This is a genomic window from Tepidimonas sp., from assembly GCF_036825565.1.
Lineage (GTDB): Bacteria > Pseudomonadota > Gammaproteobacteria > Burkholderiales > Burkholderiaceae_C > Tepidimonas.
Genome location: NZ_DAISXZ010000015.1, coordinates 20499 through 34286, shown reverse-complemented (window position 1 = coordinate 34286; position 13788 = coordinate 20499). Strand labels below are relative to the sequence as shown.

Here is a 13788-nt window from a genome sequence, read left to right as displayed (position 1 = left end):
GGCCCGCAGCGCGCGCTGCGGCGGCTAGGCCTGGTGCGGCCGATCGATCTGGCGCTGCATGTGCCCCTGCGCTACGAGGACTGGACGCGCGTGCGCCCGCTGGCCGACGCGCGCGACGGGGACGAGGCCCTGATCGAGGGCGAGGTGTTGGCCTGCGAGGTGCTGCTGCGTCCGCGCCGCCAGCTCGTCGCCACCCTCGCCGTCGTCGGCGGGGGGCGCTGCACGCTGCGGTTTTTTACCTTCTACCCCAGCCACCAGCGGGTGCTGATCGTCGGTGCGCGCGTGCGGGCGCATGGCGAGCTGCGCGGGGGCTGGGCGGGTTGGACGCTGGTGCATCCCCGCCTGCTGTCGCCGGATGCTCCCTTGCCCGCCGGCCTGACCCCGGTCTACCCGACCACGGCCGGCCTGCCGCAGCCCTATCTGCGGGCGGCGGTCGCGCGCGCGCTGCAGCAGGCCGATCTGTCCGAGACTGTCCCCACCGAGGCCCTGGCCGACCTGCCGGGGGCCAGCGGTAAGCCGTGGACGCTGCAGGCGGCGCTGGCGTTTTTGCACCATCCCGACCCCCGTGCGCCGCGCACGGCGCTGGACGATCGCACCCACCCCGCCTGGCAGCGCCTGAAGGCCGAGGAGCTGCTGGCCCAGCAGTTGGCCCAGGCGCGCGCGCGCCGCGAGCGCGCCGCCCTGCGCGCCCCCGTGCTGCGCGCGGCGGGCGACGGCCTGCCGCAGCGCCTGCAGTTCTCGTTGCCCTTTGCGCTCACCGGGGCGCAGCAGCGCGTGGTGGCCGAAATTGCCACCGACCTGGCCCGCCCCACCCCCATGCACCGCTTGCTGCAAGGCGACGTGGGCAGCGGCAAGACGGTGGTGGCCGCGCTGGCCGCGGCCGTCGCGGTCGATGCCGGCTGGCAGTGCGCCTTGATGGCACCGACCGAGATCCTGGCCGAGCAGCACTTTGGCAAGATGGTGCAGTGGCTGGAGCCGTTGCTCGCCCCGCTGGGCCGCGGTGTGGCGTGGCTCACCGGCAGCCAGCCGCGCGGCCAGCGCCAGACCATGCTGTCGCGCATCGCGGCGGGCGAGGCCGCGCTGGTGGTTGGCACCCACGCCGTCATCCAGGAGCAGGTGACGTTCGAACGCCTGGGCCTGGCCGTCATCGACGAGCAGCACCGTTTTGGCGTTGCCCAGCGGCTGGCGCTGCGCCACAAGGCTGGCTCCGCCGCCGAGGGGGTCGAGCCGCACCTGCTGATGATGAGCGCCACCCCCATCCCGCGCACGCTCGCCATGAGCATCTATGCCGATCTGGACGTCTCCACCCTCGACGAACTGCCCCCCGGGCGCAGCCCCATCGTCACCAAAGTGCTCGCCGAGCACCGCCGGCCCGAGGTCATGGAGCGCATCCGCCAACAGGTGGCGCAGGGCCGACAGGTGTATTGGGTGTGCCCGTTGATCGAGGAGAGCGAGGCGCTCGATCTGCGCGCCGCCACCGCCACCCACGCCGAGCTGGCCGCCGCCCTGCAAAGCGTGACCGGCGCGGACGGCCGCCCGGTTCAGGTCGGCCTGCTGCACGCGCGCCTGCCGCCCGCCGAAAAGAAAGCCATCATGGCCGCCTTCGCCGCAGGCGCCCTTGCGGTGCTGGTCAGCACCACGGTCATCGAAGTCGGTGTGGACGTGCCCAATGCGTCGCTGATGGTCATCGAGCACGCCGAGCGCTTTGGCCTCAGCCAGTTGCACCAGTTGCGCGGGCGCGTCGGACGCGGCGCGGTGGCATCGGTCTGCCTGCTGCTCTACAGCCCCGGCGAGTCGGGCCGCGTCAGCGAAACGGCGCGCGAACGCCTGCGCGCCATGGTCGAGACCCAGGACGGCTTCGAGATCGCGCGCCGCGATCTGGCCATCCGCGGCCCGGGCGAGTTTTTGGGGGCGCGCCAATCGGGGGCGCCCCTGCTGCGATTTGCCGATTTGCAGACCGACGAGCCCCTCATCGAATGGGCGCGCCGCTGGGCTCCGCGCCTGTGGCAGCGCCACCCCGAACAGGCGCAGCGGCACCTCGACCGCTGGCTGGGGGGCAAGTTAGACTATCTGAAGGCTTGATCCGATAATCCACCCGGCCGCTGGCTGTCCGGCCGATCCCCCGGCAGGACAGCCGGTGCCACGGAGTCTGCCCATGACCCTGACCGAACTCAAGTACGTCGTCGCGGTGGCGCGCGAGCGCCACTTCGGCAGGGCGGCCGAGGCCTGCTTCGTCTCTCAGCCCACCTTGTCGGTGGCCATCAAAAAGCTCGAAGAAGAGCTGGAAGTCAAAATCTTCGAGCGCAGCGCGAGCGAAGTCACCGTCACCCCCCTGGGCGAAGAAATCGTGCGCCAGGCGCAGACCGTGCTGGAGCAGGCCGCCGCGATCAAGGAAATCGCCAAGCGCGGCAAGGACCCGCTGGCCGGGCCGCTGCGCCTGGGGCTCATCTACACCATCGCGCCCTACCTGCTGCCGGACCTGGTGCGCCAGGTCATCGATCGCGCGCGCCAGATGCCGCTGATCCTGCAGGAGAACTTCACTGCCAAGCTGCTGGAGAAGTTGCGGCTGGGCGAGCTGGATGCGGCCATCCTGGCCGAGCCCTTCCCCGACACCAACCTGGCCGTCGCGCCGCTGTACGACGAGCCCTTCGTCGCGGTGGTCCCGCGCGACCATCCGCTGGCCGCGCGCGAGAGCATCACCGCCGAGGAGCTCAAGCGCGAGACCATGCTGCTGCTGGGCAACGGCCACTGCTTTCGCGATCATGTGCTGCAGGTCTGCCCGGAGTTCGCGCGGTTTTCCGACAACGCCGAGGGCATCCAGAAGAGCTTCGAAGGCTCGTCACTGGAGACGATCAAGCACATGGTCGCCGCGGGCATGGGCGTGACGCTGGTGCCGCAGCTCTCGGTGCCCAAAGGGGCGCTCGATCCGGCCGCGCGCGAGGCGGTCGCCGCCGGATCGCCGGGCGATGGCGCCTATGTCCGCTACATTCCCTTCGCCGGCGAGCCGCCGATGCGGCGCGTAGTGCTGGTGTGGCGGCGCAGCTTCACCCGCTACGAAGCCATCGCCGCCCTGCGCAATGCCGTTTATGCCTGTGAGCTGCCCGGATGCAAGCGTCTGACCTGATGCCCGCTTCGCCCCCCCCGGCCTGGCGCACGCGCCTGGCGTTGTACCTGGATCTGATCCGCTGGGACCGCCCGGCTGGCTGGCTGCTGCTGCTGTGGCCGACGCTGTCGGCGCTGTGGCTGGCCGCCGGCGGCTGGCCCGGCTGGCACCTGCTGCTGGTCTTCGTGGCTGGCACCATCCTGATGCGCAGCGCCGGCTGTTGTGTCAACGACGTGGCCGACCGCGAGTTCGACCGCCACGTCAAACGCACCGCGCAGCGCCCGGTGACCAGCGGCCGCCTCAGCCCGCGCGAGGCGCTGGCGGTCGGTGCGGCCCTGGCGCTGTTGGCCTTCGCGCTGGTGCTGACCACCAACGCTGCGGCGGTGGCGTGGTCGTTCGCGGCGCTGGCGGTGGCGGTGTTCTACCCGTACACCAAGCGCTTTTTCGCCATGCCGCAGGCGGTGCTCGGCGTGGCGTTCAGCTTCGGCATCCCGATGGCGTTTGCGGCGGCGCGCGGCGAGGTGCCGGCGCTGGCCTGGGGGCTGCTGGTGGCCAACCTGTTCTGGGTGCTGGCCTACGACACCGAGTACGCGATGGTCGACCGCGACGACGACCTGCGCATCGGCATCCAGACCTCGGCGATCACGCTCGGCCGCTGGGACGTGGCGGCGGTGTTGGCCTTCTACGCGCTGCACCTGGTGCTGTGGACGGTGCTGGTGTGGCCGCACGTGGGCGGGCCGTGGTTCGCCGCCGGCGTGGCCGCCGCCGCGGCGCAGGTGCTGTGGCACGCTTGGCTGATCCGCGACCGCACGCGCGCGGGGTGTTTTCGTGCCTTCCGCCTCAACCACTGGCTGGGTGCCACCCTGTTCGGCGGCCTCGTCCTGCAGCAGGCGCTGGGGTGACGGGCGGGTATCCGCCCACCCTTAGGCGCCGAAGGCGTCACCCAGTTCCTGCGCGCGCTGGCGCGCCGCGTGCATCGCGCCGATGAAGGCGTCTCTCACCCCGGCCGCCTCCAGCGCGGCCAGCGCCGCGGCGGTCGTACCCCCCTTGGATGTGACGCGCTCGCGCAGCACCTCGGGGGGTTCGCCGGCGCCCTCGGCCAGCCGGGCGGCCCCGATGAAGGTGCCGATCGCCAGTTGCAGCGCCACCTCGGCCGGCAGCCCCATGGCGGCGCCGGCTTCGCGCATCGCCTCCAGAAAGAAAAACACATAAGCCGGGCCGGAGCCGGACAGCGCGGTGACCGCATCCAGCGCCGCCTCGTCGGCCACCCACACCCAGCGCCCGGTGCCGGCGATCAGCGCCTCGGCCAGCGCCCGGTCCACGGCCGTCACGCCGGGCAAGGCATACACCCCGGTCATACCCAGCCCAACCAGCGCGGGCGTGTTGGGCATGGTGCGCACGATGCGGTCGCTGCCCAGCCATGCCTGCATGCTCGCGCAGCGGATGCCGGCGGCCACGCTCAGGTGCAGCGCACCGCCCAGGTGGGGGGCAGCGGCGGCCGCGGCCTCCCGGAAGGTCTGGGGTTTGACCGCCCAAACCGCCAGCCGGCAGCCCGCCAGCGCCGGGCCTGCGTTCGCCAGCGCGTTTACGCCGAAGCGTTCGCGCAGCCGCTCACGCGCGGCCTCGCCGGGATCGACGACGGTGATGTCCGCCGGGCGGCAGCCGGCCTGCAGCAACGCGCCAATCAGGGCGCTGGCCATGTTGCCTCCACCGATGAACGCGATGCGCTGACCGAGCAGGGGCGACGACGGGGCGGGGGACGACAGGGGCACGGGCGAAACGGACGTCATGCCCCGCATTGTCGGCCAATCTGGAGGCATTCAGGGGGGGGTTGACAGGCGCGCCGAAGCCCGCGATAATGCACGGCTTCGCCTGATTGGGTGAAGACCATCTGCCCACCGAAGCACGGTGGCAGCGCAGCGGATCGTGTCGGCGCATGGCTGGCCGTTCGCTGAGCGGCGCCTGCGACGACGGGCCCAAGACTGATCGCCTAGGCCGTGGTGGCCCAGGGATTCAAGTTGGGACTACATCATGATCCAAACGCAAACTCGACTCGATGTTGCTGACAACACGGGTGCCAAGTCCGTGATGTGCATCAAAGTGCTGGGCGGCTCCAAGCGCCGCTATGCCAGCGTGGGCGACATCATCAAGGTCAGCATCAAGGAAGCCGCGCCGCGTGGCCGCGTCAAGAAGGGCGAGGTCTACAACGCGGTGGTGGTGCGCACGGCCAAGGGCATTCGCCGCCCCGATGGTGCGCTCATCAAGTTCGACGGCAACGCCGCCGTGCTGCTCAACAACAAGCTGGAGCCGATCGGCACCCGCATCTTCGGCCCGGTCACGCGCGAGTTGCGCACCGAGCGTTTCATGAAGATCGTGTCCCTGGCGCCCGAAGTTCTCTGAGGAACCGTCATGAACAAGATCCGTACAGGCGACGAAGTCATCGTCATCACGGGGCGCGACAAGGGCAAGCGCGGCAAGGTGCTGCGCCGCGCCGATGAGCAGCGCGTGGTCGTCGAAGGGGTCAACGTGGTCAAGAAGCACGTGCGTCCCAACCCGCTCAAAGGCGTCCCCGGCGGCATCGTCGAGAAGACCATGCCCATCCACCAGTCCAACGTCGCGATCTTCAACCCGGTGACAGGCAAGGCCGACCGCGTGGGCATCAAAGTGCTGGCCGACGGCAAGAAAGTGCGCGTCTACAAGTCCAGCGGCGAAGAAATCAAGGTGGCATGACCATGGCACGTTTCCAACAACTCTACCGCGACAAGATCGCCCCGGCGCTCAAGGCGCAGTTCGGTTACCAGTCCGTCATGGAGGTGCCGCGCATCACCAAGATCACGCTGAACATGGGCGTGGGCGAGGCCGTGGCCGACAAAAAGGTGCTGGAAAACGCCGTCGCCGACCTGACCAAGATCGCCGGCCAGAAGCCCGTCGTGACCCGTGCTCGCAAGGCCATCGCCGGCTTCAAGATCCGCGAAGGCCAGCCGATCGGCTGCATGGTCACGCTGCGCGGTGCCCGCATGTACGAATTCCTGGACCGCTTCGTCACCATCGCGCTGCCGCGCGTGCGCGACTTCCGCGGTATCTCGGGTCGCGCGTTCGACGGCCGTGGCAACTACAACATCGGCGTCAAAGAGCAGATCATCTTCCCGGAAATCGAGTACGACAAGGTCGATGCGGTGCGTGGTCTGAACATCAGTATCACGACGACGGCCAAGACCGACGACGAGTGCAAGGCGCTGCTCGCCGGTTTCCGTTTCCCGTTCAAGAACTGAGGTGGTCCGTGGCTAAGCAAGCTTTGCTCCAGCGTGAACTCAAGCGCGACAAACTGGTCGCCAAGTTCGCCAACAAATACAACGAGTTGAAGGCCATCACCAAGGACGCCAAGCGTTCCGACGAGGAGCGTGACGCCGCCCGCGCGGCGCTGCAGAAGCTGCCCCGCAACGCGAACCCGACCCGCCAGCGCAACCGCTGCGAGATCACCGGTCGTCCGCGTGGCACGTTCAAGCAATTCGGTCTGGCCCGCACCAAGATTCGCGAGCTGGCCTTTGCCGGTGAGATCCCCGGCGTGACCAAGGCCAGCTGGTAAGGCGCGAAGGAGAACCCCAAATGAGCATGAGTGATCCGATCGCCGACATGCTGACCCGCATCCGCAATGCGCAGATGGTGGACAAGGCCGTCGTGACGATGCCGGCTTCCAAGCTGAAGACCGCCATCGCGCAGGTGCTGAAGGACGAGGGTTACATCGACGGCTTCCAGGTGAAAGAGGCCGACGGCAAGAAAGAGCTGGAAATCGCCCTGAAGTACTACGCCGGGCGTCCTGTCATCGAGCGCATCGAGCGCGTCAGCCGGCCGGGCCTGCGCGTCTACCGCGGCGCCAAGTCCATCCCCCAGGTCATGAACGGTCTGGGTGTGGCCATCGTCACCACGCCCAAGGGCGTGATGACCGACCGCAAGGCGCGCGCCGCCGGCGTGGGTGGCGAAGTGTTGTGCTACGTCGCCTGATGCGAGGCAGGAAGGAGCAACGCAAATGTCTCGTGTAGCGAAAGCCGCCATCACCATCCCGCAAGGCGTCGAGGTGGCGATTGGCCAAGACAGCATCAACGTCAAGGGCGCGCTCGGCGCGCTGAGCTTGCCGCTCAATCCCCGGGTCCGGGTGGTCCAGGACGGCGGCAAGTTGACGTTCGCTCCGGCGGACGAAACCCGCGAAGCCAGCGCGCTCAGCGGTACCGTGCGCCAGCTCGTCAACAACATGGTCGTCGGTGTCAGCAAGGGTTTCGAGCGCAAGCTGACGCTGGTGGGCGTGGGCTACAAGGCCGCCGCCCAAGACACCAAACTCAACCTCAACGTCGGGTTCTCGCACCCGGTCGAGATCGAGATGCCTGCCGGCGTCAAGGTCGAGACCCCGAGCCCGACCGAGATCCTGATCAAGGGCTCGGATCGCCAGCGCGTGGGCCAGGTGGCCGCCGAGGTCCGTTCGGTGCGTCCTCCCGAGCCCTACAAGGGCAAGGGCATCCGGTATGCGGATGAGAAGGTCGTCATCAAAGAGACCAAGAAGAAGTAAGGACTGCGAACATGTTGACCAAGAAAGAACAGCGTTTGCGTCGCGCGCGGCAGACCCGCATCCGCATCGCCCAGCAGGGCGCCGTGCGCCTGGCGGTGCACCGCACCAACCTGCACATCTACGCCAACATCATCTCGGGCGATGGCGCGCGGGTGCTGGCTTCGGCCTCCACGCTGGAGCCCGAAGTCCGTGCCCAGCTCGGCGGCGTCGGCAAGGGCGGCAACACCGCGGCGGCGGCCCTGATCGGCAAGCGCATTGCCGAGAAGGCCAAGGCGGCCGGCATCGAGAAGGTGGCGTTCGACCGCTCGGGCTTCGCATACCACGGCCGCGTCAAGGCCCTGGCCGAAGCCGCGCGTGAAGCCGGCCTGCAATTCTGACGGAGCGGGTGACGCAAATGGCAAAAATGCAAGCTAACGTGAAGACCGAGGCCAACGACGACGGCCTGCGCGAGAAGATGATCTCGGTCAACCGCGTGACCAAGGTGGTCAAAGGTGGCCGCATCATGGGTTTCGCGGCGCTGACCGTGGTGGGCGACGGCGACGGCCGTATCGGCATGGGCAAGGGCAAGGCGCGTGAAGTGCCGGTGTCCGTGCAAAAAGCCATGGACGAGGCCCGTCGCAGCATGTTCAAGGTGTCGCTCAAGGGTGGCACGCTGCACCACGAGGTCAAGGGCCATCACGGCGCCTCCACCGTCATCATGATGCCCGCCCCCAAGGGGACCGGCATCATCGCCGGCGGCCCGATGCGCGCCGTCTTCGAGGTCATGGGCATCACCGACGTCGTGGCCAAGAGCCACGGCTCGACCAACCCGTACAACCTGGTGCGCGCGACGCTGGACGCCCTGCGCAAGTCGACCACGCCGGCCGAGATCGCTGCCAAGCGCGGCAAGTCGGTCGAGGAACTCGTGGCCTGATCGGGAGAACACCATGACGACCCCCAACACCGTCAAAGTCAAGCTCGTGCGCAGCCCGATTGGCTGCAAGGAGTCCCACCGCGCCACGGTGCGCGGGCTGGGCCTGCGCAAGCTGGGCAGCGTGCGCGAGCTGCAGGACACCCCTGCCGTGCGCGGCATGATCAACAAGGTGAGCTACCTGGTTCAGGTGCTCTGATCGGAGTCTCGAGATGGAACTCAACACCCTCAAGCCCGCTGCGGGCTCGAAGAAGCCCCGCCGCCGTGTCGGCCGTGGCATCGGTTCCGGTCTGGGCAAGACGGCGGGCCGCGGCCACAAAGGCCAGAAGTCCCGTTCGGGCGGCTTCCACAAGGTCGGCTTCGAAGGCGGTCAGATGCCGCTGCAGCGCCGCCTGCCCAAGCGTGGCTTCAAGTCGCAGGCGCTCAAGTTCAACGCCGAAGTGACGCTGGCCGACCTGCAGGCGCTGGGTCAGGCCGAGGTCGACCTGCTCACCCTGAAGCAGGCCGGGCTCGTGCCCCAGCTGGCCAAGAAGGTCAAGGTCATCAAGACCGGTGAGCTCAGCATCGCCGTCAAGCTGACCAACGTCGCGGCCACGGCCGGCGCCAAGGCTGCCATCGAGGCGGTGGGCGGCTCGGTGGCCTGATCGGTCGTACCACGCACCCGGGATCGCTCGTGGCCACCAACGCAACGACTCTCGCCAAGACCGGCAAGTTCGGCGATCTGCGTCGCCGGCTGGTGTTTCTGCTGCTGGCTCTGGTGGTGTACCGGATCGGGGCGCACATCCCCGTGCCGGGCATCGACCCCGTTCAGCTCGAACAGCTATTCAAGGGTCAGCAGGGGGGCATCCTGAGTCTGTTCAACATGTTCTCGGGCGGGGCGCTGTCGCGCTTCACGGTGTTCGCGCTCGGGATCATGCCGTACATCTCGGCGTCGATCATCATGCAACTGATGACCTACGTCGTGCCGACGTTCGAGCAGCTCAAGAAGGAAGGCGAGGCCGGTCGTCGCAAGATCACCCAGTACACGCGCTATGGCACCTTGCTGTTGGCGGTCTTCCAGGCGCTGGGCATTGCGCTGGCGCTGGAAGGCTCGCCCGGTCTGGTGATCGACCCCGGTCTGACATTCCGCTTCACCGCGGTGGTCAGCCTGGTGGCGGGCACGATGTTCCTGATGTGGTTGGGCGAACAGATCACCGAGCGCGGGCTGGGCAACGGCATCTCAATCCTGATCTTCGCCGGTATTGCAGCCGGTCTGCCCAGCGCGATCGGCGGCTTGCTGGAGCTGGTGCGCACCGGCGCCATGAGCATTCTGGCGGCGATTTTCATCGTCGCGCTGGTGATCGTGGTGACCTATGGCGTGGTCTTCATCGAACGCGGCCAGCGCCGCATTCTGGTGAACTACGCGCGCCGCCAGGTCGGCAACAAGGTCTACGGGGGCCAGTCGTCGCACCTGCCGCTCAAGCTCAACATGGCCGGTGTGATTCCGCCGATCTTTGCCTCGTCGATCATCCTGTTGCCCACCACGCTGGTGAGCTGGATGAGCACGGGCGACGGCACCCGCTGGCTGCGCGATCTGGCCTCGGCCCTGTCGCCGGGACAGCCGATCTATGTGGCGTTCTACGCCACGGCGATCGTGTTCTTCTGCTTCTTCTATACGGCGCTCGTGTTCAACAGCCGCGAGACGGCCGACAACCTGAAGAAGAGCGGCGCGTTCATCCCCGGGATCCGTCCCGGCGATCAGACCGCGCGCTACATCGACAAAATTCTGTTGCGGCTGACGCTGGTGGGCGCCGTCTACATCACGCTGGTGTGCCTGTTGCCGGAGTTTCTGATCCTGAAGTACAACGTGCCGTTTTATTTCGGCGGTACGTCCCTGCTGATCATCGTCGTGGTGACGATGGACTTCTGGGCGCAGGTGCAGAACTACATGATGTCGCAGCAGTACGAGTCGCTGTTGAAGAAGGCCTCGTTCAAGGCCACGGGTGCGTGAGAACATGGCGAAGGACGATGTCATTGAGATGCAGGGTGAGGTGATCGAAAACCTCCCCAATGCCACCTTCCGGGTCAAACTGGAAAACGGGCATGTCGTGCTGGGGCACATCTCCGGCAAGATGCGGATGCACTACATCCGCATCCTGCCAGGGGACAAGGTCAAGGTCGAGCTCACACCGTACGACCTGACCCGTGCCCGCATCGTGTTTCGCGCCAAGTGAGCGACCGATTTTCGTTTTTAGGAGAGCAACATGCGAGTTTCGGCTTCCGTCAAAAAAATGTGCCGCAACTGTAAGATCATCCGTCGCCATGGCGTCGTGCGCGTGATTTGCACCGACCCGCGACACAAGCAGCGTCAAGGCTGATTCGAGTAGAGGACCACCATGGCACGTATCGCTGGTATCAACATCCCGCCGCACAAGCACGCCGAGATCGGCCTGACGGCGATCTATGGCATCGGTCGCACCCGTGCGCGCCTGATCTGCGACGCCTGCGGGATTCCGTATTCGAAGAAAATCAAGGACCTGTCCGACGCCGAACTCGAAAAGGTGCGTGAGCAGGTCGGTCGGCTCACGATCGAGGGTGACCTGCGTCGTGAGGTGACGATGAACATCAAGCGCCTGATGGACATCGGCTGCTACCGCGGTTTCCGTCACCGCCGCGGCCTGCCGGTGCGCGGTCAGCGCACCAAGACCAATGCGCGCACGCGCAAGGGTCCGCGCAAAGCCGCTCAGCCGCTGAAGAAGTAATCCGCTGCATAAAGGACAGTCATGGCCAAGTCTCCTTCCGCCAACGCCGCGGCCCGCGTGCGCAAGAAGGTTCGCAAGAACATCGCTGACGGCATCGCGCACGTGCACGCGTCGTTCAACAACACCATCATCACCATCACCGACCGTCAGGGCAATGCGCTGGCCTGGGCTTCGGCCGGTGGGCAGGGCTTCAAGGGTTCGCGCAAGTCCACCCCGTTTGCCGCGCAGGTCGCCTCCGAGGCGGCTGGCCGCGCCGCGATGGAGCAGGGCATCAAGAACCTGGACGTCGAGATCAAGGGTCCCGGCCCGGGTCGCGAGTCGTCGGTGCGCGCGCTGGGCGCGCTGGGCATCAAGATCACGTCCATCTCCGACGTCACGCCGGTGCCCCACAACGGCTGCCGCCCCCCGAAGCGTCGCCGCATCTGATGCGGGCGATTGGCCGCTTGACGCAGCGGCTGTCGAACGCGCTAGAATAACAATCTTTTCTTTGAGCGCCACCCGAGCCCGTTCGTTGGGTGGCATTGATGTTTGGACCACCGCCAGCGTGGGCTGGTGCGACGGCAGGCCCGGGGTCGATTCCTGGGCGATCAGACGAACATGTTCGTCGGCGTCGCGCCCACCCGCTGGCTCCCGCAATGGCCCCGGTTGGGGTGGGTTGCGGCAGTACGGAAAGGATCACCAGTGGCACGTTACCTCGGCCCCAAGGCCAAGCTCTCCCGCCGTGAAGGCACCGACCTGTTCCTGAAGAGCGCGCGCCGCTCCATCAGCGACAAGGCCAAGTTCGACACCAAGCCTGGCCAGCACGGCCGCACCTCGGGCTCCCGCACCTCGGATTTTGGTCTGCAGCTGCGCGAGAAGCAAAAGGTCAAGCGCATGTACGGTGTGCTAGAGCGCCAGTTTCGCCGCTACTTTGCCGAGGCCGACCGCCGTCGTGGCAACACCGGTCAGAACCTGCTGTCCATCCTCGAGTCGCGCCTGGACAACGTCGTCTACCGCATGGGCTTCGCCTCCACCCGCGCCGAGGCCCGCCAGCTCGTCTCGCACAAGGGCATCAGCGTCAACGGTCAAACGGTCAACATCCCGTCCTATCTGGTCAACGCCGGTGACGTCGTCGCCGTGCGCGAGAAGGCCCGCAACCAGAACCGCGTCAAGGAAGCGCTGGAGCTGGCCAAGCAAATCGGATTCCCGGGTTGGGTCGAAGTGGCGGCCGACAAGTGCGAAGGCGTCTTCAAGAAGGTGCCGGACCGCGACGAATTCGGTGCCGACATCAACGAATCGCTGATCGTCGAACTGTACTCGCGTTGATCCTCGGGCGTGCCCCATTAGAGCCCGGATTCCGCATCGCGCGGAATCCGGGATTTTGTGCTCCATCGGCCTTATCGGTGTAACGAGCCGAGGGTATTGAAGGAAGTCCGAATGCTGAATAACCTGCTCAAACCCAAGACCTTCCAAGTCGAGCGCCTGTCGACCAATCGCGCCGAGGTGACGCTCGAGCCCTTCGAGCGGGGCTATGGCCACACGCTGGGCAACGCGCTGCGGCGGGTGCTGCTGTCGTCGATGGTCGGGCACGCACCGACGGAGGTCACGATCGCGGGCGTGGTGCACGAATTCTCCACCATCGACGGCGTGCAGGAGGACGTGGTCCACATCCTGCTCAACCTCAAAGGCGTGGTGTTCAAGCTGCACAACCGCGACGAGGTGACGCTGAGCCTGCGCAAGGAAGGCGAAGGCGTGGTCACGGCCGGCGACATCCAAACGCCGCACGACGTCGAAATCCTGAACCCCGAGCATCCGATCGCCACGCTCGCGCCTGGTGCCAAGCTGGACATGCAGATCAAGGTCGAGAAGGGCCGCGGCTATGTGCCGGGCAACCTGCGCAAGGGCGATGATCACCGCAACAGCATCGGCCGCATCGTGCTGGACGCCTCGTTCTCGCCGATCAAGCGCGTCAGCTATGCGGTGGAAAACGCCCGCGTCGAGCAGCGCACCGATCTGGATAAACTGGTGCTGGACATCGAGACCAACGGCGCCATAGGCCCGGAGGAGGCGGTGCGCGCCGCGGCCACGATCCTGGTCGAGCAACTGTCGGTGTTCGCGCAGCTCGAGGGCGGCGCGGCGTTCGAGGCCGGTGCTGGTGCCAAGGCGGGTACTCCGGCGTTCGCCCCGATCCTGCTGCGTCCGGTCGACGAACTGGAGCTGACCGTACGCTCGGCCAACTGCCTCAAGGCGGAGAACATCTACTACATCGGTGACCTGATCCAGCGCACCGAAAACGAACTGCTCAAGACCCCCAACCTGGGTCGCAAGTCGCTCAACGAGATCAAGGAAGTGCTGGCTTCGCGCGGCCTGACGCTGGGCATGAAGCTCGACAACTGGCCGCCGGCGGGTCTGGAAAAGCACTGACCCCGGTTTTCCCTCAACCCAGTGACCCCCGGCGGTACCTGATCCGGCCGCCGGTGACAAGACAGAAAGG

21 protein-coding genes are annotated in these 13788 nt (G+C 67.0%); 20 read left to right on the top strand and 1 reads right to left on the bottom strand.

Annotation, left to right across the window (positions count from 1 at the left end):
• The 3 genes from recG to ubiA all read left to right on the top strand — a co-directional run.
• Nucleotides 1–2082 (top strand): ATP-dependent DNA helicase RecG (gene recG / locus V7026_RS03910; RefSeq protein WP_334153972.1); only part of this gene is annotated, 2082 nt, incomplete at its 5' end.
• A gap of 73 nt (nt 2083–2155) precedes the next feature.
• Nucleotides 2156–3124 (top strand): hydrogen peroxide-inducible genes activator, encoded by a 969-nt coding sequence (locus tag V7026_RS03905; RefSeq protein WP_334153971.1) that lies wholly within the window; start codon nt 2156–2158, stop codon nt 3122–3124.
• On the top strand, nt 3124–4005 hold the full coding sequence (ubiA, locus tag V7026_RS03900; protein ID WP_334153970.1) for a 4-hydroxybenzoate octaprenyltransferase: 882 nt from the start codon (nt 3124–3126) through the stop codon (nt 4003–4005). The genes V7026_RS03905 and ubiA overlap by 1 nt, the downstream gene beginning before the upstream one ends.
• Nucleotides 4006–4026: 21 nt before the next feature.
• On the opposite strand, the gene proC is transcribed toward ubiA, so the two are convergent.
• The gene (proC, locus tag V7026_RS03895; RefSeq protein ID WP_334153969.1) at nt 4027–4893 is read right to left on the bottom strand and encodes a pyrroline-5-carboxylate reductase; all 867 of its coding nucleotides are present in this window, start codon (nt 4891–4893) and stop codon (nt 4027–4029) included.
• Between the two features lie 241 nt (nt 4894–5134).
• Here proC and rplN point away from each other — a divergent pair, with 241 nt between their 5' ends.
• From rplN to V7026_RS03810, 17 genes are all read left to right on the top strand, one after another.
• Nucleotides 5135–5503 carry a 50S ribosomal protein L14 gene (gene rplN, locus V7026_RS03890; protein ID WP_043700216.1) on the top strand — a complete coding sequence of 123 codons (369 nt, stop codon included), beginning with the start codon at nt 5135–5137 and terminating at the stop codon, nt 5501–5503.
• A 9-nt stretch (nt 5504–5512) separates the two neighbouring features.
• Nucleotides 5513–5833: a 50S ribosomal protein L24 gene (rplX, locus tag V7026_RS03885; RefSeq protein WP_068608176.1), complete on the top strand. Its 321-nt coding sequence runs from the start codon at nt 5513–5515 to the stop codon at nt 5831–5833.
• Between the two features lie 2 nt (nt 5834–5835).
• Nucleotides 5836–6375, top strand: coding sequence for a 50S ribosomal protein L5 (gene rplE, locus V7026_RS03880; RefSeq protein ID WP_058615883.1), 540 nt, complete (start codon nt 5836–5838; stop codon nt 6373–6375).
• 8 nt (nt 6376–6383) lie between these two features.
• Entirely contained in the window at nt 6384–6689 is a 306-nt protein-coding gene (rpsN, locus tag V7026_RS03875; RefSeq protein ID WP_334153968.1) for a 30S ribosomal protein S14, read from the top strand.
• A 20-nt stretch (nt 6690–6709) separates the two neighbouring features.
• Nucleotides 6710–7105, top strand: a complete 396-nt coding sequence (gene rpsH, locus V7026_RS03870; RefSeq protein WP_068608180.1) for a 30S ribosomal protein S8 — start codon at nt 6710–6712, stop codon at nt 7103–7105.
• A gap of 25 nt (nt 7106–7130) precedes the next feature.
• Nucleotides 7131–7664, top strand: coding sequence for a 50S ribosomal protein L6 (gene rplF, locus V7026_RS03865; protein ID WP_334153966.1), 534 nt, complete (start codon nt 7131–7133; stop codon nt 7662–7664).
• Between the two features lie 11 nt (nt 7665–7675).
• Nucleotides 7676–8041 carry a 50S ribosomal protein L18 gene (rplR, locus tag V7026_RS03860; RefSeq protein WP_334153965.1) on the top strand — a complete coding sequence of 122 codons (366 nt, stop codon included), beginning with the start codon at nt 7676–7678 and terminating at the stop codon, nt 8039–8041.
• Between the two features lie 17 nt (nt 8042–8058).
• A complete protein-coding gene (gene rpsE / locus V7026_RS03855; protein WP_068608186.1) occupies nt 8059–8577 on the top strand; it encodes a 30S ribosomal protein S5 in 519 nt (172 codons plus the stop codon).
• 13 nt (nt 8578–8590) lie between these two features.
• Nucleotides 8591–8773: a 50S ribosomal protein L30 gene (gene rpmD / locus V7026_RS03850; protein ID WP_068608188.1), complete on the top strand. Its 183-nt coding sequence runs from the start codon at nt 8591–8593 to the stop codon at nt 8771–8773.
• 13 nt (nt 8774–8786) lie between these two features.
• A complete protein-coding gene (rplO, locus tag V7026_RS03845; RefSeq protein ID WP_334153964.1) occupies nt 8787–9218 on the top strand; it encodes a 50S ribosomal protein L15 in 432 nt (143 codons plus the stop codon).
• Nucleotides 9219–9247: 29 nt separating this feature from the next.
• A complete protein-coding gene (secY, locus tag V7026_RS03840; protein ID WP_334153963.1) occupies nt 9248–10564 on the top strand; it encodes a preprotein translocase subunit SecY in 1317 nt (438 codons plus the stop codon).
• Between the two features lie 4 nt (nt 10565–10568).
• On the top strand, nt 10569–10787 hold the full coding sequence (gene infA, locus V7026_RS03835; RefSeq protein ID WP_043700245.1) for a translation initiation factor IF-1: 219 nt from the start codon (nt 10569–10571) through the stop codon (nt 10785–10787).
• Nucleotides 10788–10817: 30 nt separating this feature from the next.
• Nucleotides 10818–10931, top strand: coding sequence for a 50S ribosomal protein L36 (rpmJ, locus tag V7026_RS03830; protein ID WP_072242940.1), 114 nt, complete (start codon nt 10818–10820; stop codon nt 10929–10931).
• An 18-nt stretch (nt 10932–10949) separates the two neighbouring features.
• Complete coding sequence (rpsM, locus tag V7026_RS03825) at nt 10950–11315, top strand: 30S ribosomal protein S13 (RefSeq protein ID WP_068608194.1); 366 nt, start codon at nt 10950–10952, stop codon at nt 11313–11315.
• A gap of 21 nt (nt 11316–11336) precedes the next feature.
• Nucleotides 11337–11741, top strand: a complete 405-nt coding sequence (rpsK, locus tag V7026_RS03820) for a 30S ribosomal protein S11 (protein WP_043700250.1) — start codon at nt 11337–11339, stop codon at nt 11739–11741.
• A gap of 255 nt (nt 11742–11996) precedes the next feature.
• Nucleotides 11997–12620, top strand: a complete 624-nt coding sequence (gene rpsD / locus V7026_RS03815; RefSeq protein ID WP_334153961.1) for a 30S ribosomal protein S4 — start codon at nt 11997–11999, stop codon at nt 12618–12620.
• A 111-nt stretch (nt 12621–12731) separates the two neighbouring features.
• Nucleotides 12732–13718, top strand: a complete 987-nt coding sequence (locus V7026_RS03810; RefSeq protein WP_334153960.1) for a DNA-directed RNA polymerase subunit alpha — start codon at nt 12732–12734, stop codon at nt 13716–13718.
• Nucleotides 13719–13788: the final 70 nt, after the last annotated feature.